The organism is Blastococcus sp. SYSU DS0510 (genome assembly GCF_054050835.1).
On sequence record NZ_JBJHAC010000010.1, the window covers coordinates 1 to 20,800 of the forward strand.

At 72.7% G+C, this 20,800-nt stretch carries 19 protein-coding genes; 2 read left to right on the forward strand and 17 right to left on the reverse strand.

Annotation, left to right across the window (positions count from 1 at the left end; translation table 11 throughout):
* Nucleotides 1–974, forward strand: a 974-nt coding sequence (locus tag ACI79P_RS09785) for a DUF222 domain-containing protein (protein ID WP_456580851.1), incomplete at its 5' end; no start/stop codon positions are given.
* A 50-nt stretch (nucleotides 975–1,024) separates the two neighbouring features.
* On the opposite strand, the gene ACI79P_RS09790 is transcribed toward ACI79P_RS09785, so the two are convergent.
* From ACI79P_RS09790 to hisD, 5 genes are read right to left on the reverse strand one after another with little or no spacing between them, the layout of a single operon-like run.
* Nucleotides 1,025–1,615, reverse strand: a complete 591-nt coding sequence (locus tag ACI79P_RS09790) for a nucleotidyltransferase family protein (protein ID WP_456580852.1) — start codon at nucleotides 1,613–1,615, stop codon at nucleotides 1,025–1,027.
* A 7-nt stretch (nucleotides 1,616–1,622) separates the two neighbouring features.
* Nucleotides 1,623–1,799 (reverse strand): hypothetical protein, encoded by a 177-nt coding sequence (locus ACI79P_RS09795; RefSeq protein ID WP_456580853.1) that lies wholly within the window; start codon nucleotides 1,797–1,799, stop codon nucleotides 1,623–1,625.
* Nucleotides 1,800–1,815: 16 nt separating this feature from the next.
* Complete coding sequence (hisB, locus tag ACI79P_RS09800) at nucleotides 1,816–2,412, reverse strand: imidazoleglycerol-phosphate dehydratase HisB (RefSeq protein ID WP_456580854.1); 597 nt, start codon at nucleotides 2,410–2,412, stop codon at nucleotides 1,816–1,818.
* 5 nt (nucleotides 2,413–2,417) lie between these two features.
* Nucleotides 2,418–3,530 carry a histidinol-phosphate transaminase gene (locus ACI79P_RS09805; protein ID WP_456580855.1) on the reverse strand — a complete coding sequence of 371 codons (1,113 nt, stop codon included), beginning with the start codon at nucleotides 3,528–3,530 and terminating at the stop codon, nucleotides 2,418–2,420.
* The gene (gene hisD / locus ACI79P_RS09810) at nucleotides 3,527–4,831 is read right to left on the reverse strand and encodes a histidinol dehydrogenase (protein WP_456580856.1); all 1,305 of its coding nucleotides are present in this window, start codon (nucleotides 4,829–4,831) and stop codon (nucleotides 3,527–3,529) included. The genes ACI79P_RS09805 and hisD overlap by 4 nt, the downstream gene beginning before the upstream one ends.
* Nucleotides 4,832–4,948: 117 nt before the next feature.
* Here hisD and ACI79P_RS09815 point away from each other — a divergent pair, with 117 nt between their 5' ends.
* Nucleotides 4,949–5,749: an LON peptidase substrate-binding domain-containing protein gene (locus tag ACI79P_RS09815; protein WP_456580857.1), complete on the forward strand. Its 801-nt coding sequence runs from the start codon at nucleotides 4,949–4,951 to the stop codon at nucleotides 5,747–5,749.
* 59 nt (nucleotides 5,750–5,808) lie between these two features.
* Here the strand turns inward: ACI79P_RS09815 and ACI79P_RS09820 are convergent, their stop codons facing one another.
* The 12 genes from ACI79P_RS09820 to ACI79P_RS09875 form a co-directional block, all read right to left on the reverse strand.
* Complete coding sequence (locus tag ACI79P_RS09820; protein WP_456580858.1) at nucleotides 5,809–6,372, reverse strand: hypothetical protein; 564 nt, start codon at nucleotides 6,370–6,372, stop codon at nucleotides 5,809–5,811.
* Nucleotides 6,373–6,433: 61 nt separating this feature from the next.
* Nucleotides 6,434–9,994 (reverse strand): DNA polymerase III subunit alpha, encoded by a 3,561-nt coding sequence (dnaE, locus tag ACI79P_RS09825; RefSeq protein ID WP_456580859.1) that lies wholly within the window; start codon nucleotides 9,992–9,994, stop codon nucleotides 6,434–6,436.
* Nucleotides 9,995–10,226: 232 nt separating this feature from the next.
* Complete coding sequence (locus ACI79P_RS09830) at nucleotides 10,227–10,670, reverse strand: GNAT family N-acetyltransferase (RefSeq protein ID WP_456580860.1); 444 nt, start codon at nucleotides 10,668–10,670, stop codon at nucleotides 10,227–10,229.
* A gap of 26 nt (nucleotides 10,671–10,696) precedes the next feature.
* On the reverse strand, nucleotides 10,697–11,500 hold the full coding sequence (locus tag ACI79P_RS09835) for a CPBP family intramembrane glutamic endopeptidase (RefSeq protein ID WP_456580861.1): 804 nt from the start codon (nucleotides 11,498–11,500) through the stop codon (nucleotides 10,697–10,699).
* A gap of 10 nt (nucleotides 11,501–11,510) precedes the next feature.
* Nucleotides 11,511–12,458, reverse strand: a complete 948-nt coding sequence (locus ACI79P_RS09840; protein WP_456580862.1) for an RluA family pseudouridine synthase — start codon at nucleotides 12,456–12,458, stop codon at nucleotides 11,511–11,513.
* Between the two features lie 41 nt (nucleotides 12,459–12,499).
* Entirely contained in the window at nucleotides 12,500–13,033 is a 534-nt protein-coding gene (gene lspA / locus ACI79P_RS09845; protein ID WP_456580863.1) for a signal peptidase II, read from the reverse strand.
* A gap of 151 nt (nucleotides 13,034–13,184) precedes the next feature.
* Entirely contained in the window at nucleotides 13,185–14,828 is a 1,644-nt protein-coding gene (locus tag ACI79P_RS09850) for a glycoside hydrolase family 13 protein (protein ID WP_456580864.1), read from the reverse strand.
* Nucleotides 14,829–14,851: 23 nt separating this feature from the next.
* Entirely contained in the window at nucleotides 14,852–16,153 is a 1,302-nt protein-coding gene (locus ACI79P_RS09855) for an ABC transporter ATP-binding protein (RefSeq protein ID WP_456580865.1), read from the reverse strand.
* Between the two features lie 55 nt (nucleotides 16,154–16,208).
* Nucleotides 16,209–17,048 carry a carbohydrate ABC transporter permease gene (locus ACI79P_RS09860; protein ID WP_456580866.1) on the reverse strand — a complete coding sequence of 280 codons (840 nt, stop codon included), beginning with the start codon at nucleotides 17,046–17,048 and terminating at the stop codon, nucleotides 16,209–16,211.
* Nucleotides 17,045–18,004: a carbohydrate ABC transporter permease gene (locus ACI79P_RS09865; RefSeq protein ID WP_456580867.1), complete on the reverse strand. Its 960-nt coding sequence runs from the start codon at nucleotides 18,002–18,004 to the stop codon at nucleotides 17,045–17,047. Before ACI79P_RS09865 ends, ACI79P_RS09860 begins: the two co-directional genes overlap by 4 nt.
* Nucleotides 18,001–19,308, reverse strand: coding sequence for an extracellular solute-binding protein (locus tag ACI79P_RS09870; protein WP_456580868.1), 1,308 nt, complete (start codon nucleotides 19,306–19,308; stop codon nucleotides 18,001–18,003). The genes ACI79P_RS09865 and ACI79P_RS09870 overlap by 4 nt, the downstream gene beginning before the upstream one ends.
* A 149-nt stretch (nucleotides 19,309–19,457) precedes the next feature.
* On the reverse strand, nucleotides 19,458–20,687 hold the full coding sequence (locus tag ACI79P_RS09875; RefSeq protein WP_456580869.1) for a DUF4032 domain-containing protein: 1,230 nt from the start codon (nucleotides 20,685–20,687) through the stop codon (nucleotides 19,458–19,460).
* Between the last annotated feature and the right edge of the window lie 113 nt (nucleotides 20,688–20,800).

Sequence of the window (20,800 nt, forward strand, 5' to 3'; positions counted from 1 at the left end):
GGGCGCTGCCGGAGCTGCCGGCGGTGGCCGCGGCCTTCGCCGCGGGGGCGATCACCGCCGAGGCGGTGGTGGTGATCGCCGCGGTGGCCACCCCGGGGAACCTGGCCGCCGCCGCGGCCCAGGACGTCGACCTCGCCGGGGTCGATGCCGCGCTGGCCGAGGTGGCCGCGAGCCGGCCGCACGCCGAACTGCGCCAGGTGGTGGCGCACTACCTGGCGCGGCTGGATCCCGATGGGCCCGAGCCCGACCCCACCGACCAGCGGTCCCTGTCGCTGACCAAGCACGCTGATGGCAGCGTCAGCGGCCGGTTCGAGCTCGACGCCGTGGGCGGGGAGAAGTTCCAGGCCGCGGTCGAGTCCCTGCTGCAGGCCGCCCGGCCCGCCGGGGACATGCGCACCCGCGCCCAGCAGCTGGGCGACGCCCTGGTCCAGCTCGCCGACAACGCCCTCGCCGCGGGCACCCTGCCGGTGCTGCGCACCCACAAACCCCAGGTGGTGGTCCGGGTGGACCTGGAGGACCTCATCGACCCGGACGCCGGCCCCGGCGCGGCCACCCTCGGCTTCGGGGCGACGATCTCCGCGGCCCGCGCCCGTTGGCTGGCCTGCGACGGCACCGTCACCCGCATCGTCATCGGCCCCGAAGGCCAGCCCCTCGACGTCGGCCGGGCCCACCGCGTCGTCCCCCGGCACCTGCGCCGCGCGGTGGAGGCCCGCGACGGGCACTGCGTCTTCACCGGCTGCCACGCCCCCACCCACTGGTGCGACGTCCACCACGTCGTGCACTGGGCCGACGGCGGAGACACCTCGCTGGAGAACTCAGCCCTGCTCTGCGAACGGCACCACACCAAGGTGCACCACGGCTTCAGGATCGAACGACAACCCGACGGCCGATGGCGCACCTACCGGCCCGACGGCACCGAGATCCTGATCCTCCCCCGCATCAGCGCAGAGCCGGCCGACTCCCGCGCCGGCTGACCGGTCACGCCCGCTCGATCTCCACGGGACCGTGCTCTCACCGGGGCGGGTCAGTCAGAACCGGTCCCGCTCCACGGGACGACGGTGAGCTCCGGCCACTGCTGCTGCCACCGCGCGGCCTTGGCCTCGTAGACGTGCCGGGGCGCCAGCCGCCGGTTGGGTCGCACCACCAGGTCGAACAGGTCGGCGTAGCCGTACGGCGCGTAAACCTGCAGGCCGCCGGCGCCGTCGACCCGGATGCCGTAGCAGCAGCACACGGCCGCGAAGTGGTCGATGGCGTCGGCGCAGTCGCGGAACGGCGCCGCCGGCACCCCGAACCGGGCCTCGTACCAGAGGTGCACCCGGGCCTCGTTGCGGATCTCCACCGGCACGGGCAGGTCGCCGAAGAGCTCGGCGCCCGCGCGGATCACCGCGTCCTCCGACTCCCAGGAGGTGTCGGGGTCGAAGTAGAAGAAGTCGGCGTCCCGGATGCCGCTGCCCGGCGGCCGGCCGGTCAGGTCGTTCCACACCGTCTGGAACAGCACCCCGGCGGTGAGCCACCACTCGCCCACGCCGAGGACCGGGGCTCGCTCGAGCACGACCCGCACCGTCGGGTCGGCCGTCACGATCCCGAGGAACCGCTCCTCGTCGGCCGGGCGCACGCCCGGCTCAGATCAGGCGCAGGATGCCCGCCGCGCTGGCCAGCACGGCGGCGAGGAGCAGGATGACCGCGAAGACGATCTGGGGGCCGGTGCGCCCGACGCGGTCGTCGTCCGCCCGCCAGATGCTCCACGCCCCACCGAGCAGGAACCCACCCAGCAGGAGCAGGGGCAGGCCCGCGTTCACCGCCGGCCGCGCGGGATCACAGCGCGCCCTTGGTCGAGGGCACGTCCGTGACCCGGGGGTCGATCGCCACGGCCGCGCGCAGCGCCCGCGCCAGCGCCTTGAACTGGGCTTCGACGATGTGGTGCGCGTCCCGGCCGGCGTAGAGCACCCGCACGTGCAGGCTGATCCGCGCGTTGAACGCGAACGACTCGAGCACGTGCCTGGTCAGCGACGTCGGGTAGTCCGGCCCGATCATCGGCGTCATGTTCTCGGGCTCGGCGTGCACGAAGTACGGCCGCCCGGAGAGGTCGACGGCGGCCTGGGCGAGCACCTCGTCCATCGGGATGGTCGCGTCGCCGTAGCGAGTGATCCCGCGCTTGTCCCCCAGCGCCTCGGCGAACGCCTGCCCCAGCGCGATGGCGACGTCCTCGACCGTGTGGTGCGCGTCGATGTGCAGGTCGCCGTCGGCCCGCACGGTGAGGTCGATGCCGCTGTGCTTGGACAGCGCGGTGAGCATGTGGTCGTAGAAGCCCACGCCCGTGCTGACGGAGCTGCTGCCGGTGCCGTCGAGGTCGAGCTCCACCACGAGCTTGGTCTCGTTGGTCTGGCGCTCGACGCGTGCGGTGCGGGTCATGGGGGTCAGTCTCCCAGAGTCGTGCGGTGGTCCGGCGCGACCTCACCCAGGGCGGTGAGGAACGCGTCGGTCTCCTCGGCGGTGCCGGCGGTCACCCGCAGCCACCCCGGCAGCCCGACGTCCCGCACGAGCACCCCCCGGTCCAGCAGCGCGCGCCACGCGGCCGGTGCGTCGGCGAAGTGGCCGAAGAGCACGAAGTTCGCGTCGCTGGCCACGCTGGTCAGCCCCAGGGCCGGCAGCGCCGCCACGATGCGGTCGCGCTGGGCCTTGACCGCGTCCACGGTCGCCAGCAGGGCGTCGGTGTGCGCCAGCGCCGCCCGCGCGGCGGCCTGGGTGAGCGAGCTCAGGTGGTACGGCAGCCGCACCAGCTGGAGGGCGTCGACGACGGCGGGGTCGGCAGCCAGGTAGCCCAGCCGCAGGCCGGCCATGCCGAACGCCTTGCTCATCGTGCGGCTCACGATCAGCCGCGGCCGGCCGGGGAGCAGCGTGAGCGCCGACGGCGTCCCCGCCCGGGCGAACTCCGCGTAGGCCTCGTCGACGACGAGCACCCCCTCGGTCGCCTCGTACAGGGCGGCGACCGTCGCCAGGTCCACGGCCGTGCCGGTCGGGTTGTTCGGGCTGGTGACGAAGACGACGTCCGGCCGCACCTCGCGCACCTGGGCGACGGCGGCCGCGGTGTCGATCGTGAAGTCGGCCGCCCGGTGGCCGTCGACCCACGCCGTGCCGGTGCCCGCGGCGATGATCGGGTGCATCGAGTACGACGGCGTGAACCCCAGGGCCGTGCGGCCCGCGCCCCCGAACGCCTGCAGGACCTGCTGCAGCACCTCGTTGGAGCCGTTGGCCGCCCACACCTGCGCGGGGTCGACCGCCAGGCCGCCGGTCCGGGTGAGGTAGGCGGCGAGGTCGGCGCGCAGCGCGACGGCGTCCCGGTCGGGGTACCGGTTCAGCTCCAGCGCCGCGTGCCCCAGCGCCGCGCCGAGGTCGGCCAGCAGCTCGGCCGGCAGCGGGTGCGGGTTCTCGTTGGTGTTGAGCCGGTGGGTGGCCGGCAGCTGCGGGGCGCCGTAGGGCGTGCGGCCGCGCAGCTCCGGCCGCAGCGGGAGCTCGTCGAGCGACGTCACGACCGCTGCCGGACCCGCACCGCGGCCGCGTGCGCCGGGAGGTCCTCGGCGCCGGCGAGGGCGTCGACGTGCCCGGCGACGTCGGCCAGCGCCTGCTCGCCGTACTCGACCAGGTGGATGCCGCGCAGGAAGGACTGCACCGACAGGCCGCTGGAGTGCCGCGCGCACCCACCGGTGGGCAGCACGTGGTTGGAGCCGGCGATGTAGTCACCGAGCGAGACCGGCGACCAGGCGCCGACGAAGATCGCCCCGGCGTTGCGCACCCGCATCGCGACGTCGCGCGCGTCGCGGGTCTGGATCTCCAGGTGCTCGGCGGCGTAGGCGTCGACGACCCGCAGCCCCGCCTCGAGGTCGTCGACCAGCACGACGCCCGACTGGGTGCCGTCCAGAGCGGTGGCGATCCGGTCGGAGTGCTTGGTGGCGGTGACCTGCCCGGGCACCAGGGCGAGGACGGCGTCGGCCAGCTCCTCGCTCGGCGTCACGAGGACCGCCCCGGCCAGGGGGTCGTGCTCCGCCTGGCTGATCAGGTCGGCCGCCACGTGCGCCGGGTCGGCGGTGTCGTCGGCGAGGATCGCGACCTCGGTGGGCCCGGCCTCGGAGTCGATGCCGATCAGCCCGCGCAGCAGCCGCTTGGCCGCGGTCACGTAGACGTTGCCGGGGCCGGTCACCATGTCGACCGGCTCGCACGAGCCGGCGCCGTACCCGAAGACGGCGATGGCCTGCGCCCCGCCGACGGCGTAGACCTCGGTGACGCCCAGCAGCGCGCAGGCGGCGAGCACCCCGGGGTCGGGCAGGCCGCCGTTGTCCCGCTGCGGCGGGGAGGCCACCGCGATCGACTCGACGCCGGCGATCTGCGCGGGCACCACGTTCATGACGACGCTGGACAGCAGCGGCGCCAGCCCTCCGGGCACGTAGAGCCCCACCCGCCGGACGGGGAGCCAGCGCTCGGTCACCGTCCCGCCGGGGACGACCTCCGTGGTGACGTCGCTGCGCCGCTGGTCGGAGTGCACCTTCCGCACCCGGGCGATCGACTCTTCCAGGGCCTCGCGCAGCGTCGGGTCGCACTCGGCGAGCGCGCGGGTCAGCGCCTCCTGCGGGACGGCGAAGTCCTCGGCGTCCACGCCGTCGAGCCGGGCGGTGATCTCGCGCACCGCCTGGGCCCCCCGCAGTCGCACGTCCTCGCACAGCGGGCGGACGGTGGCGAGCACCGAGTCGATGTCGGTGGCGGCCCGCGGCAGCAGTCCGGCGAGCTCTCGCACGCCGGGCAGCGCGTTCCCACGCAGGTCGATGCGTGCCAGCACGGAGGCCTCCGGAGTCGGATCGGGTGGTGCGACGCGGGTCCCAGGGTATCCAGCGCAGTCCGGCGTCCCCGGAGCGCCCGCAAAGGCGAGGCGCGCGTGGCCCGTAGGCTTGCCGGGATGGGCGAGCTGATCCCGCTGTTCCCGCTGGGCCGCCCCCTGTTCCCGGGGGTCGTCCTCCCGCTGCAGATCTTCGAGCCCCGGTATCGCCGCCTCATGCGCGACCTCATGGATCGCCCCGAGCACGGCGACCGCCGCTTCTTCGGCGTGGTCGCGATCCGGCAGGGCTGGGAGGTCGAGCGGGTGGCCCCGGCGGCGGCGCTCTACGACATCGGGTGCACCGCGCGCCTGCAGCGGGTGCAGCCCCAGTCCGACGGCGGCTTCCGCATCGTCACCGTCGGCGGTGAGCGGTTCCGGCTCCTGGACGTCGTCGTCGGCGAGGACCCGCCCTACCTGCAGGCCGAGGTCGAGTGGCTCGCCGAGGAGGAGGCCGCCGAAGAGGCCGCCGGGGACGCCGAGTCGGTGACCGACGGCGACCGCTCGCTGGTGCCGCCCGCGGACGAGGTGGCCACCTCGGTCGCCCGGGGGTCGCTGGATCTCCTGGCCCGGGGGGTGGGTGACCTGTTCACCCGCTACGTGGCCGAGGTGTCGGCCCTGGGCGCCGGCGCGACCGGGGACGGCGTGGAGGCGGCGGTGCGGCTCGCCGCGGCCGCGGACGACCCGGCGGCGCTGTCCTGGCTGGTCGCCTCCTCGGCGCTGCTCACCACCGAGGACCGGCAGTCGCTGCTCGCCGAGTCCGCGACCCGCCGGCGGCTGGCCGCGGAGTCCCGGCTGCTGCGCCGGGAGCTCACCCTCCTGCAGACGCTGGGCGCGGTACCGGCGCCGCTGCAGCAGTTCGCCTCCCCGATGACGGTGAACTGACGAAGGACCCCGTCCTCCTCAGCCCTCGCAAGCTCGGGCCGAGCCTCTGGACAGGGCCGTCATGACCGCCCGAGGCCGTCGTCGGCGGCCAGGAGCGCGCAGCCCAGGTAGACCAGCAGCGCGGCGAACGGCGCGGCGGCCAGGCCGGGCAGCGAGCTCAGCACCAGCCCCGTGGTGACCTGGGCACCGACCTCGGACAGCTGCGCCTCGGTCGGCGAGGGGGCGAGCAGCTCACCGGTCTGCCAGGCGAGGACGGCGGCGACCGACCCCCCGACCGAGAGGGCGACCAGCATCCCCACCCCGCGAGCGCGGCGCACCCGCCACGCCGCCGCCCCGGCCAGCAGGCCGAGCCCGAGGAGCAGGAGCACGAGGACGGCGTCGTCGGCGACGCGGACCTCCGCCGCGGGTGGCCCGACGACGACCGGCCCGGTCTCGGTGACCCGGAGTTCGGCGCGGGGCGCCAGCAGCCACCAGAGCGCCCCCACGGGCAGGCCCGCGAGCGCCACCCCCACCACCAGCGTCCGGGCGGCGTGCAGGTCCTGCCGCACCTCCGTCCAGCCCCGCCAGTAGGCGTGCAGGGGCACCCCCGGGGCGGGCTGGAGGGGCAGCGGTGGGGTGGTCACCGTCCCAGTGAACAACGGCCCCGCCGGGGACCGCACCCGGCCCTCCCGCGGGGGGCCTGGTTCAGAGCAGCGCCACGCTCGTCGGCCCGAGGAGTGCCTTGATGTCCCCCATCAGGGCGGGGCTGGGGCGCACCCGCAGCCCCTGGTCGAGCCGCAGCACGGTCTCCCGGCCGCCGTTGACCAGCTTGAGCTGCACCTCCGTGGTGCCCGGGTGGCTGCCGAGCACCTCGCGGAGCCGCTCGACCACCGGTGGGGTGCAGCGCGCCGCCGCCATCGAGACGAGCACGGGGCCGCGCGCGCCCTCGGTGAGCTCCGGGATGCTCACCTCCGACCCGAACAGCGACGGCTGCTCGTCGCGCCGGCTGATCCGGCCCTTGACCACGATGATCTGGTCGCGGACCACCTTCTCCGAGACCTCGGCCCAGGTCTTGGGGAAGAACAGGACCTCGATGCCCGATTCGAGGTCCTCCAGCGTCGCGATCGCCCACGGGGCGCCCTGCTTGTTGGTCCGCGGGGAGACCGAGGTGAGGATGCCGGCGATGGTCACGTTGGCGCCGTCCTCGACCCCGCCGGCGTTGATCTCGGCGATGGGTGTGTCGGCGTTGGCCGCCAGCACGTGCTCGACCCCGTGGAGCGGGTGGTCGGAGACGTAGAGGCCGAGCATGTCGCGCTCGAACATCAGCCGCTCGCTCTTGGACCAGTCGGCGGTCGGGATGGTGATGTCGAGCGCGTTGCCGAAGGGGTCGTCGGCCGCGTCCCCCTCGCCGAAGCTGCCGAAGAGGTCGAACTGGCCCTCGGCCTCCTTGCGCTTGAGCCCCATCGCGGAGTCGACGGCCTGCGCGTGGATCGCGACGATGCCCTGGCGCGAGTGGCCCAGCGAGTCGAAGGCACCGGCCTTGGCCAGGGACTCGATGACCTTCTTGTTGCAGGCCACGGTGTCGATCTTGCGCATGAAGTCGGCGAAGTCCTTGAACGCGCCCTTCTCCTCGCGCGCCTTGACGATCGACTCCACGACGTTGGTGCCGACGTTGCGGACCGACGCCAGCCCGAAGCGGATGTCGGTGCCGACGGCGGTGAAGTCCCACGACGACTCGTTGACGTCCGGCGGGAGGACCTTGATGCCCATCCGACGGCACTCGGCCAGGTAGATCGGCCGGCGGTCCTTGTCGTCCTGGACGCTGGTGAGCAGCCCGGCCATGTACTCGGCCGGGTAGTTCGCCTTGAGGTAGGCCGTCCAGTACGAGACCAGGCCGTAGGCGGCCGAGTGGGCCTTGTTGAACGCGTAGTCGGCGAACGGGACGAGGATGTCCCACAGCGTCTTGATCGCGGCGCCGGAGAAGCCGTTGGCCTTCATCCCCGCCTCGAAGCCGACGAACTCGGCGTCCAGGACCGACTTCTTCTTCTTGCCCATCGCGCGGCGCAGCAGGTCAGCCTTGCCGAGCGAGTACCCGGCGACCTTCTGCGCGATGGCCATGACCTGCTCCTGGTAGACGATCAGGCCGTAGGTCTGGCCCAGGATCTCCTCCAGGGGCTCGGCCAGCTCCGGGTGGATCGGCGTGATCTCCTGCTGGCCGTTCTTGCGCAGCGCGTAGTTGGTGTGCGAGTTCGCGCCCATCGGACCCGGACGGTAGAGGGCGCCGACGGCCGAGATGTCCTCGAAGTTGTCCGGCCGCATGAGCCGCAGCAGCGAGCGCATCGGCCCGCCGTCGAACTGGAAGACCCCGAGGGTGTCACCGCGGCTGAGCAGCGCGTAGGTGTTCGGGTCGGTGAGGTCCTTGCTGATCTCGTCGAGGTCGACCGGCTCCTTGCCGTTGATCACGATGTTGCGCAGCGCGTCGTCGATGACCGTGAGGTTGCGCAGGCCCAGAAAGTCCATCTTGAGCAGGCCGAGCGTCTCGCAGGTCGGGTAGTCGAACTGCGTGATCACCGCGCCGTCGGCCTCGCGCCGCATGATCGGGATCGAGTCGATGAGCGGGTAGCGGCCGATGATGACGCCGGCCGCGTGCACGCCCCACTGGCGCTTCAGCCCCTCGAGCTTGCGGGCCTGGTCGACCACCTCGGCGGCGCCCGGGTCGGACTCGTAGCGGGCGCGGAACTCCGCGGCCTCCTTGTAGCGCGGGTGGGCCGGGTCGAAGACCCCCGAGAGCGGGATGCCCTTGCCCATCACGTCCGGCGGCATGAGCTTGGTCAGCTCGTCGCCCACGGAGTAGGGCCGGTCGAGCACCCGGGCGGCGTCCTTGATCGCGGCCTTGGCCTTGATCGTCCCGTAGGTGACGATCTGGCTGACCCGCTCCTCGCCGTACTTCTTCGAGACGTACTGGATGACCTCGCCGCGCCGGCGGTCGTCGAAGTCGATGTCGACGTCGGGCATGGAGACGCGCTCGGGGTTGAGGAACCGCTCGAAGATCAGCCCGTGCTGCAGCGGGTCGAGGTCGGTGATGCCCATGGCGTAGGCGGCCAGCGAGCCCGCGGCGGATCCACGGCCGGGCCCCACGCGGATGCCGTTGTCCTTCGCCCAGTTGATGAAGTCGGCGACCACGAGGAAGTACCCCGGGAAGCCCATCTGGGTGATGATCCCGACCTCGTAGTCGGCCTGCTTGCGCACGTGGTCGGGGATGCCGTTCGGGTAGCGCTTGTGCAGGCCGCGCTCGACCTCCTTGACGAACCAGGAGGTCTCGTCCTCCCCCGGGGGCAGGGGGAAGCGGGGCATGAGGTCGGCGCCCTCGGTGAAGCTCACCTCGCACTGCTCGGCGACCAGCAGGGTGTTGTCGCAGGCCTCGCGGAGGTCGCCGGTGAACAGCGCGCGCATCTCGGCGGCGGACTTCAGGTAGTAGCCGTCACCGTTGAACTTGAAGCGGTTGGGCTCGTTGAGCCGCGAGCCGGTCTGGATGCACAGCAGGGCGTCGTGGGCCTCGGCGTCCTCCTTGTGCGTGTAGTGGAGGTCGTTGGTGGCCAGCAGCGGGATGCCGAGGTCCTTGGCGATCGCCAGCAGCGCCGGGCGGGTCTTCTTCTCGATGGACAGGCCGTGGTCCATGAGCTCGGCGTAGAAGTTCTCCCGGCCGAAGATGTCCTGGAAGTCGGCGGCCGCCTGGCGGGCCTTCTCCTCCTTGCCCGCGCGCAGCCACATGTTGACCTCGCCCGACGGGCAGCCGGTGGTGGCGATCAGGCCCTTGCCGTAGCGCTCCAGCAGGTCGCGGTCGAACCGCGGCTTGCGGTACTGCCCCTCCAGGCTGGCCAGCGAGGAGATGCGGAACAGGTTGTGCATGCCCTCGGTGGTGCGGGCCAGCAGCGTCATGTGGGTGTAGGCGGCCTTGCCCCGGTTGGACCCGCCGTCACCCTCCTCGTCGATGAGGTTGTCGCCGAAGTCGAACGGCGCCCGGTCGAAGCGCGAGCCCGGCGTGTAGTAGCCCTCCATGCCGATGATCGGCTTCACACCGGCCGCGTTGGCCTGCTTGTAGAAGTCGTAGGCGCCGAAGACGTTGCCGTGGTCGGTCATGGCCAGCGCCGGCATCCCGTGCTCGGCCGCGGCCTTGGTGACCTCCGGCAGCTTCGCCGCACCGTCCAGCATCGAGTACTCGGTGTGCACGTGCAGGTGCACGAACGAATCGGACGGGCTGCTCACAGGGGGTCTGGCTCCTCACGGGTCGTGCGTGCCCGGCCGGCGTCACGCGGCGGGCGACCGGCGGGGAAGACCGGCGGTGCGTGCGGGGGGCGGCAGGCACCGGCGGGCCGGTGCGTCGATCCTCGCACTGGGAGGTGTCTACTTCGAGGGTCTGACAGAACGTGTCTTCTCACAGAAAGGACCCGTCCTCCTCATCCCTCGCAGGCTCGGGACGAACCTCGGGACGGGTCCGTCACGGCAACCCACGACGCATGGTCACGTGCGCGATACCTGCCTCCTCGTACACCGCGCCGACGGCCGCGTAGCCCGCGCGCTCGTAGAACCGGCGGGCCGGCAGCTGGGCGTGCAGGACCACCTCGGTGGCGCCCGCGGCGAGCGCCTGGCGGTGCAGCTCGGCCAGGACGGCGGCCCCGTGGCCGCGGCCCCGCACCGCGGCGTCGGCGGCCATCCGGCCGATCCGCGCGGTGACGCCGTCGAGCAGCAGCCGCCCCGTCGCCACCACCCGTCCCGAGTCGTCGCGGCTCAGCACGTGCAGGGCCGTGGCGTCGGCGTCGTCCTGCTCGATCTCCGGCGGGACGCCCTGCTCGTCCACGAAGACGCGGGTGCGCAGGGCCACGACCTCCGCCCGGTCCGCGGGGGTGGCGACCTGCGCGGCGGGGCTGGGCACGGCACCCATTGTGGCGTCCTCCCGGCCGGGGCCGGTCAGCGGCCCGGCGGCCCGCCCGCCTCGTGCACCGACGCCGGGAGCGCGCTGGCGGGGACCAGCAGGAAGCGCAGGTCGATGACCGCGTGCAGCAGCACCGGCAGCAGCAGCGAGCCGGTGTCCAGGTACAGCAGCGCCATCACCCCGCCCAGCACGCCCGTCAGGACGATCCCTGCCCGCCCCTGGTAGGCGTGCGCGAGTCCGAAGGCCACCGCGGCGACGACCACCAGCGACCAGGTGGGCGGACCGCCGGCCATGGCCGCGACCACCGCCAGGAAGAACCCCCGGTACAGCCACTCCTCGCACACCCCGGCGGTGACGCCGACGAGGGTGAACAGCCGCCGCTCCCCCTCTGTCCGGGGCAGCAGCGCGAGGGTGGACTGACCGGGTGGCTCGGCGTGGCGCCCTTCGCCGGGGCGCCGGGCCGGCCGCGCCGCCTCCAGCAGGGCGCCGGCCCGCAACTGTCGGGTGGAGGCGACGACGAGCAGCAGCACGGCGAGGACCACCACCGCGGACACGGGACCGGGCCGCTCCCGCGGCCAGACCAACCCCACGGCGGCGGCGTCGACCCCGGGCGAGGCCAGCCAGACGACGAAGGCGACGACGGCGAGGCCCCACTCGAGCACCAGCAGCCGCCGGTAGAACGACCGGCGCGCCCCGGCGTCGGTGCGCAACCGCCCCTCGAACCGACGGTGCAGCACGTGCCCGACGACGGGCTCGCCCACCACCAGGTAGGCCGCCACGACCACCGCGGCCAGCGCCGCCGGGCCGAAGGCGTCGAGGGCGACCGGCAGGCTCGTCACCGGCAGGAGGTCAGGCCTCGGCGCGCAGCAGGGCCAGCGCGCCGGCGAGGTCGGGCGGGTACTCGCTGGTGAACTCGACCCACTGCCCGTCGGCCGGGTGGGGGAAGCCCAGCCGCACCGCGTGCAGCCACTGGCGGGCCACGCCGAGCCGGGCGGCGAGCGTGGGGTCCGCCCCGTAGGTCGTGTCGCCCACGCAAGGGTGCCGGAGCGCGGAGAAGTGCACGCGGATCTGGTGGGTGCGGCCGGTCTCCAGCCGGATGTCGACCAGGCTGGCGGCGGCGAACGCCTCCACGACCTCGTAGTGCGTCACCGACGGCCGCCCCCCGCTGACGACGGCGAACTTCCAGTCGTGCCGCGGGTGCCGGTCGATCGGCGCGTCGATGGTGCCGCGCGACGGGTCGGGGTGGCCCTGCACGAGGGCGTGGTAGCCCTTCTCGACCGTGCGCTCCTTGAAGGCCGCCTTGAGCGCGGTGTAGGCCCGCTCGCTCTTCGCGACCACCATGACGCCGGTCGTGGCGGCGTCCAGGCGGTGCACCACGCCCTGGCGCTCGGCGGCGCCGGAGGTGGAGACGCGGTAGCCGGCGGCGGCCAGACCCCCGATGACCGTGGGCCCCTCCCAGCCGGGGCTCGGGTGGGCGGCGACCCCGACCGGCTTGTCGACGACCACGAGGTCGTCGTCGTCGTGCAGGACCGTCATCCCCTCGACCCGCTGCGGGGGCGCGGGCTCGCCGGGTGGCGGCGGCAGCTCGACCTCCAGCCAGCTGCCGCCGGCGAGCCGGTCCCCCTTGCCGCGGACCCGGCCGTCGACGACGACGCGGCCTTCGTCGGCGAGGTCGGCCGCCGCCGTGCGGGTCAGGCCGAAGAGCCGGGACAGGGCCTGGTCCACCCGCTGGCCCTCCAGGCCGTCGGGCACCGGGAGGGCCCGGTGCAGGCCGGGAGTGCTGGTCACGTCCCCCATTGTGACTGCCGACCGGGGAGAGGGACCGGAACGGCTCTCCCTCAGGCGGCGCCGGGCCGGTCGCCCGCGCCGCTGCGGGTGCCGTCGAACTCGATGCCGCGCAGCGCCAGGAGGACGCCGAGGATGCCGCCGCAGACGATGGCCGAGTCGGCGACGTTGAACACCGGGAACACGCGCCCGTCGGGACCGAACACCGAGAGGAAGTCGACGACGCCGCCGCGCAGGAACCCCGGGTCGCGGAACACCCGGTCGACGAGGTTGCCCACGGCCCCGCCGAGGACCAGCCCCAGCGCCACCGCCCAGCCGGCCGACCGCAGGCGGCGGGCGACCCGCACGATCACCACGGCGGCGACGACCGCGATCAGGCTGAACACCACCGTGGCGCCCTCCGCGAAGGAGAACGCGGCCCCGGTGTTGCGCAGGTTGGTGAGGTAGAGGGCCCCGCCGAGGACGCGGATGTCCTCCCCCGGCTCGATGGTGGCCACGACGACGACCTTGGTGACCAGGTCGAGCACCAGGACGACGGCGGCCAGGGAGAGCAGCAACCGGGTGCGGGGGCGGCCGGCCGGCTCCACGGCGGAGGAGCCGCCGGTCGCGCCGTCGGCCGGATCGGCGTGCTCGGACAGGTCGGGCTCCTCGCTGGATGGGCTCCGGCCGGCTGACCCGGCGGTGCCGACGACGATAGCCGCGCGCGGGCCGGCCGCCGGCCCCGGCTGGCCGGAGCGGCTAGGACGCGCCGGGGTCCAGCCAGACCGCCGTGTCGGGCGCCAGCAGCTCCGCACCGGGCCCGCTGGACAGGAGCCGACGGCCCGCGCCGCGCAGGTCCAGCGGCTCGCCCGAGAGGTTGACCACGCACCGGAAGGACGGCCCGCGGTCGAAGGCGAGGACGTCGTCGGCCGTCGTCCGCCAGGAGAAGCTCGCGCCACGCAGGCCGGGTGTGCGCCGGCGGAGCCCCAGGGCGGCGCGGTACAGCGACAGGGTGGAGGTGGGGTCGGCCCACTGGGCGGCCACCGTCAGGGACGCCCACCCCGGAGGTTGCGGCAGCCAGGGCTCGACCCCGTCCACGGCGAAGCCGAACGGAGGGTGGCTCCCCTCCCAGGGCAGCGGTACGCGGCAGCCGTCGCGGCCCCGGGCGGTGCGGCCGGAGCGCTCCCAGGTCGGGTCCTGCAGCACGTCCACCGGCAGGTCCTCCACCTCGGGCAGCCCCAGCTCCTCGCCCTGGTAGACGTAGGCGGACCCGGGCAACGCGAGAGTGAGCAGCGCGGCGGCACGGGCGCGGCGCAGCCCGAGCGCGAGGTCGGTGCCGGTCGCCCCGGCGTCGAAGCCCATCGTCGCGGCGGCGCTCTCGGCCCGCCCGAAGCGTGTGACGTGCCGGGTCTCGTCGTGGCTGGACAACACCCAGGTCGCCGGGGCGCCGACGGGCTCCAGGGCGGCGAGGCTGGCGTCGATGACCGTGCGCAGGTGCCGGGCGTCCCACGGTGCGGCCAGGTAGTCGAAGTTGAAGCTGGTGTGCATCTCGTCCGGCCGCACGTAGCGGCTGAGCCGCTCGGGTCCGTTCACCACCGCCTCGGTGACGAACAGCCGCCCACCCTCGTAGCTGTCCCCGATGCGCCGCCAGCGCCGGAAGATCTCGTGCACGCCGTCGACGTCCCAGTGCGGGTTGCCCACCCAGCTGCGGGACTCGAACAGTGCCCCGGGGCCGTGACCGGCGTCGGGGAGGCCCTCGGCCTTCGCCATCGCGGGGGCGGCGTCGACCCGGATGCCGTCGATCCCCCGGTCGAACCAGAACCTCAGGATCGCATCGAAATCCTCCCGGACCCCAGGGTGGTCCCAGTCGAGATCGGGCTGCTCCGGGGCGAACAGGTGCAGGTACCACTGCCCCGGCGAGCCGTCCGGCTCGCGCACCCGCGTCCAGGCCGGGCCGCCGAACGCGCTGATCCAGTCGTTGGGCGGCGCCGATCCGCCGTCCCGGCCGTCGCGGAAGAAGTAGCGGCTCCGCTCGGGCGATGCCGGCCCGGCGGCCAGGGCCGCACGGAACCACGGGTGCTGGTCGGAGGTGTGGTTGGCGACCAGGTCGGTGATCACGCGCAGGCCGCATGCGTGCGCCTCGGTGAGCAGCGCGTCGGCGTCCGCCAGCGTGCCGAACCGAGGATCGATGTCGCAGTAGTCGGCCACGTCGTACCCCCCGTCGGCCATGGGCGAGGGGTACCAGGGGGTGATCCAGAGGGCGTCGACGCCGAGCTCCGCCAGGTAGGGCAGCCGACGGCGCAGGCCGCCGAGGTCGCCGACCCCGTCCCCGTCGGAGTCGGCGAAACTCCGCAGGTACACCTCGTAGACGACGGCGTCCCGCCACCACCCGTCCCGCGCCATCGGTGCCGAAGGGCGGTCCTTCTTCAGGCCGAGGCCGCCGTGGCCCCACCGACCTGGGCCCCGCGTGCGGGTGCACCATCCGCACGGGCACCCCCCGCATGCGAGTCCTCGAGCTGCTCGACCCGGTCCTGTGTCGCCATGCGGGTCAGCTCGGCGCCGGCCTCGGCGTCGCGGGTGAGGTTCTCCCCCGACTCCGGGTCGAACACGTGCACCTTGCGGCTGTCCAGCCAGAACTCCGCCTCGCGGCCCTCCCGGATCCGGCTGGTCGCGTCGATCGACACGATCGCCTGGGTGCGCAGCTCCTCGCTGTCGAGCTCCCTGGACAGCTCGCGCAGCTGGACCTTGATCGAGTCGGGGGCGTCGTAGGGGATGTAGGCGTACTGCGAGTCGCCCAGCCACTCGGTGACGTCCACCCGCGCCCGGAAGATCGAGCCCACCGGGCGCTTGGCCTCGTCGACCAGGGACGCGTCCTCGAAGTACTCCGGTCGGATGCCCACCAGCAGCAGGTCGTGCCCGGCGACGGCCGCCATGCGCTTCTCGTCGAGCTCGATGTCGCCGAAGGGCGTCCGCAGCCGGTTCCCCTCCGGGGTCGCCGGCAGGAAGTTCATCGGCGGGGAGCCGATGAACCCGGCGACGAAGAGGTTGACCGGCTGCTCGTACAGCTCGCGCGGCGACGCGACCTGCTGGATCTTCCCCTGGCGGAGCACGCAGACCCGGTCGCCGAGGGTCATGGCCTCGGTCTGGTCGTGGGTGACGTAGACGGTCGTGATGCCCAGACGGCGCTGCAGTCGGGAGATCTCGGTGCGCATCTGCCCGCGGAGCTTGGCGTCGAGGTTGGACAGCGGCTCGTCGAAGAGGAACGCCTCGGCGTCACGGACGATGGCCCGGCCCATGGCCACCCGCTGCCGCTGACCACCGGAGAGGTTGGCCGGCTTGCGGTCCAGGTGCTCCTTGAGCTCCAGCACGTCGGACGCCGCCTCCACCTTCCGGCGGACCTCCTCGTCGGGGGTCTTGGCCAGCCGCAGCGGGAACGCGATGTTCTCGTACACCGTCATGTGCGGGTACAACGCGTAGTTCTGGAACACCATCGAGAGGTTGCGGTCTCGGGGTGCGAGGTCGTTGACCCGCTTGCCGCCGATGATCATGTCGCCGCTGGTGATGTCCTCGAGGCCGACGATCATCCGTAGCAGCGTCGACTTCCCGCAGCCGGACGGGCCGACGAGGATCATGAACTCCCCGTCGGCGATGTCCAGGCTCACGTCGTTGACCGCCGGGAACCCGTCGTCGTACTTCTTGACGATGTTCTTCATCTCGATGGAGGCCATCAGTGTTCGTCCCCTCGGTGGGTCGATGAGGTGCGGCTGGTGGGGGTCATGACGGTCAGCCCTTGACCGCACCGTTGGTCAGGCCGGCGACGATGCGCCGCTGGAAGAGGAGCACGAGGACGACGACGGGGACCGTCACGATCAGGGCCGCCGCCGCGATCGCGCCGGTCGGGTCCTCGAACTGGGATGCGCCGCTGAACAGCCCGAGCGCCGCGGGCACAGGTCGGGCCGCCTCCGTGGAGGTCAGGACGATGCCGTAGACGAAGTCGTTCCAGGCGATGAAGAACGCGATGATCGCCGTGGTGAAGACGCCGGGAGCGGCCAGCGGGACGATCACCTTGCGGAACGCCTGCCAGGTGGTCGCCCCGTCGACCTGGGCGGCCTGCTCCATCTCCCACGGGATCTCCCGGAAGAACGCCGACATCGTCCAGATGGAGATCGGCAGGGTCAGCGACAGGTACGGGAGGATCAGGCCGGGCCAGGTGTCGTAGAGACCGATCTGCCGCCACACGTTGAACAGCGGCGTCACGATCGAGATGACCGGGAAGATCGCCACCGCCAGCGCCGTCGAGAGGATGACCTTCTTGCCCGGGAAGTCCAGGCGGGCGATGGCGTACGCGGCGAACATCGCCAGCAGGCAGGAGATGGCTGTGGCGATGAGGCAGATGCCGAACGAGTTGCGGAGCGCCGGCAGGAACAGCTCGCTGGCGTTCCCGGTCAGGATCGTCTGGTAGTTCTCCCAGGAGACGTCGGTCGGCAGGAACTGGCCGTTGGCGATGTCCGACGGGGCCTTCAGCGAGATGGAGATGATCCAGGCGATCGGGAACAGCGCGTAGACGACGATGATCGCGCCACCGATCCACCACATGACTTTTCTTCGAGTGGACACCGTCACTCCCCCCGCGTCGAGGCCAGGTCGACCTTGAATGCCTTGATGAAGCTGAAAGCGATCAGCACCACCACGAGGAAGAGCAGCACCGAGACCGCGGACCCGAGACCGATCTCCAACCGGGCGATCGTCTGCCGGTAGGCGAGGAACGACACCGATTCCGTGCCGTTGGCGCCGCCGGTCATGATGAAGATGCTGTCGAAGACCCGGAACGCGTCCAGGCTGCGGAACAGCAGGGCGACCATGATCGCCGCCTTCATGTTCGGGATCGTCACCCGCCACAGGCGCTGCCACCACGTGGCGCCGTCGACCTTCGCCGCCTCCTGCAGCACCTCGGGGACCTGCGCCAGACCGGCCAGCAGCAGGAGCGAGATGAACGGGGTGGTCTTCCAGATCTCGGCCAGGCAGATGACCAGCAACGACTGCCACCTGTCGCCGAACCAGTCGGTGTTCTCGGTGACCCCGGGGATCCAGGCGAACCAGGAGTTGACGAAGCCGGTGTTGATGTCGAAGGCGAACTGCCAGGCGAAGGCGGAGACCACGGTGATCACCGCGTACGGGATGAGGATCGCCGCCCGCACCACCGGCCGGATGTTGCTGAGCGCCTTGGCCATGACCATGGCGAGCGCGAAGCCGAGCACCAGCTCCACCGCCACCGTGACCACCGTGATGAAGACGGTGACCCAGATGGCCTGCCACCAGATGGGGTCCGTGAGGATCACCCAGTAGTTGGTCAGCCCGGTGAACTCCCGGTTGGCCGGGTCGGTCAGCCGGTAGGAGTACAGGGACTCGTAGATGGCCTGGGCGATCGGGTAGGCGGTGACCGCCAGCATCACCACGAACGCCGGGCCGGCCAGCAGCCAGCCGAGCTTCCGCTCGCTGCGCGACCGGTCGCTCAGCCCCCGTTTGGGTGCCGAGACCGGTTCCGTCTTCTTGACCGGGGGGAGCGTGGTCTGGGTCACAGCAGTTCCTCCCCTGCCAGGACGGCGCTGATGAGTTCGGCGGCCGTCGGGCCGGTGACGCCCGGCTCGACGGAGCTCGCCGGGTGGTAGACGCGCTGGAGGGCCCCGGAGACCTCGCTGTAGTAGACGGTCTGCGGCCGGGGTGCGGCCGCCTCCAGCGACTCCCGGATGAGCGGGGCCTGCGGGAACTCCTCGAGCACCTCGGGGTCGTCGTACACCGACGCCAGGGCCGCCGGGTTCCCGTTGGTGAGGAAGTAGTAGGTCTGGTTCTCCTCGGAGACGATGCACTCGGCGGCCTCGTAGGCCAGGTCCGTGTTCTGGCTGAAGGCACCGACGCCGATGTTGATCCCGCCGTAGGGAGGCCTGCTCTCCTCGCCCTCGACGGTCTGCGGGTAGCGCGCCCACCCGTAGTCCTCGGGCACCGACGGCTCGAGCGTGCCCGCCTCGACGGCGCCCAGGGCCCGGGGCCAGACGAACGGCCAGTTGACCATGAAGGCCGCGTCGCCCTCCTCGAAGTCCGTCACGTTGGCGTCCTCGCCGGCGGTGGAGAAGGCCGGGCCACCGACGGGGGCCACCGCCTGCATCACCCGGGCCGCCTCCGCGGCGGCCTCGGAGTCGAGGCCGAGCACGATGTCCTCGGGGGCCTCGGCGGTCTCCTCGATGATCGAGCCGCCCGCCCCCTCGATCAGCGCGTTGACCCAGACGGTGAGCGCCTCGGCGCGGATGCCCTGGGCGGCGATCTGGGTGCCTTCCTCCTCGGCCACTGCCGCGAGCTGCTCCCAGGTGACCGGCTCCTCCATGTCCAGCCCGGCGGCCTCGGCCACCGACTGCTTGTACCAGAGCAGCTGGGTGTTGGCCCAGAACGGGACCGCGACGAGCTCGTCGTCCCAGGTCGACCCCTCGATGGCGCTCTGCACCACGCCTTCGGTCACCCGTTCGGCGACGTCCTCGGGAACCGGGGCCAGGAAGCCGGCCTCGGCGAACTCCGGGATGTAGGGCGGGTCCAGGCTCATCAGGTCGATGGAGTCGTCCTCCGCCGCGAGCCGCCGGATGAGCTGCTCCCGCTGCTGGGAGGATTCCCGGGGCAGCTGCGCCGTCTCGATGGTGTAGGCGCCGCCCGCCGCCTCCGTGCAGCGCGCGGCTATCTCCGCCTGCCCACCCGAGTCGGGGTTCGTGTACCAGGTGAGCGTCCTGTCGTCGCCCGAGTCGCCGCCACAGGCCGCCAACGCGGTGACCGCGACCAGCGATGCCGCGGCACCCGCTGCCCTCCTTCTCCGGCGCTTCTTACCGGGAGCGTTCGGCATGAGTCCTCGTCTCCATTGGCATGTGCCCGACCGAGATCACGACGGTCATCGGAGCGTGATACAGCTCACAGAGGGTGTCAATTCGAACGGCTCCCGAGGCAGCGATCGCGATCGGACCGAGACCCCGGCGGGCCGCTGCGCGTGCCCGGCTATCCGCGGCCGGCGATGACCGAGGGCGTGGTGAGCTCCTGCGGCATGCCCGGCAGGACGTTCTCGAAGTAGGAGCGCGCGGCCTTCGTCGTCCCGACGTCGCGGCCGGCCTTCTCCGACAGGAACCACCGGTGCTCGAGGACCTCGTGGAAGACCTCGGCCGGCTCGAGCCGGCCGCGCAGGTGGTCGGGGATGGCGTCGACGACCGGCTGGTACACCTCGGCCAGCCAGCGGTGGCCGGCGATCGTCTCGGGCACCGGCTGACCCGACTTCTGCTCCAGGTAGGCGCGGAAGGCCCGGACGTCGTTCAGCAGCCGCTGGGCCTGCCGCTCCTGGACCTCCAGCCCGGTGAGGCGGAACAGCTCCCGGCGGTTGTGCCCGGGCTCGGCGACCCGGGTCTGCACGCGGAGCCGGGTGCCCTCGTCGGTCGTGCGGAGCTCCACCTCACCGGCGTCGAAACCGAGCTCGTTGAGCCGCTGCAGGCGCTCGGCGACGCGGTAGCGCTGCTCGTCGGTGCGGAAGACCTCCTCGCGCGTGACCTCCTCCCAGAGCAGCTCGTACCGGGGGGACAGGCTCTCGGCGACCTCGATCGGGTCGATGCCCTCGGGCAGCAGGCCGCCGAACTGCAGGTCGAGCAGCTCGGCGCCGACGCGCTCCCGGGCGAGGTCGACGTCGTAGCGGCGCTGCCCCGGCGAGAGCCGCGGGTGGCGCTCGGCGGTCTCCGCGTCCACCAGGTAGGCGGCGAAGGCGCCGGCGTCGAGGCGGAAGAGGGTGTTGGAGAGCGAGCAGTCGCCCCAGAAGACGCCGGCCAGGTGGAGCCGCACCAGCAGCACGACCATCGTGTCGAGCAGCTGCTCGGCCGACTGGCCGCCGCGCCGGCCGGAGAACAGCCACCGGTAGGACATCGAGTACTCGAGGTACCGGGTGACCAGGATCGCCGGCTGCTCGTCGGGCCGGTCGATGCAGATGCCGAGCACGGAGACCGTCGGCAACCCCTCGCTCTCGAACTGGGCGAGCAGCGCGTACTCGTGCCGGGCCAGCCGCTCGTCGATCTCCTTCAGCGCGTAGACCCGGTCCTCGACGGCGACGAAGCGGACCACGTGCCGGGAGATGCCGCGCGAGGGGACGTCGAGCAGCAGGTCCTCGTCCCACTCCTCCAGCGGCTGTTCCCACGGCAGCGACAGCAACCCGGCCGCATCGGTGGCCGGTGGTCGGAACAGGTACCGCATGGGGCGCTCCGGGAGGGACGTCAGGGTGCTGTCGCCACGATCCCACGCCGGAGACCCGGTGACGTGCTGGAACGGCCACCCGCGCGGGGGCGTGCGTCGCAGGGGAAGGGCGG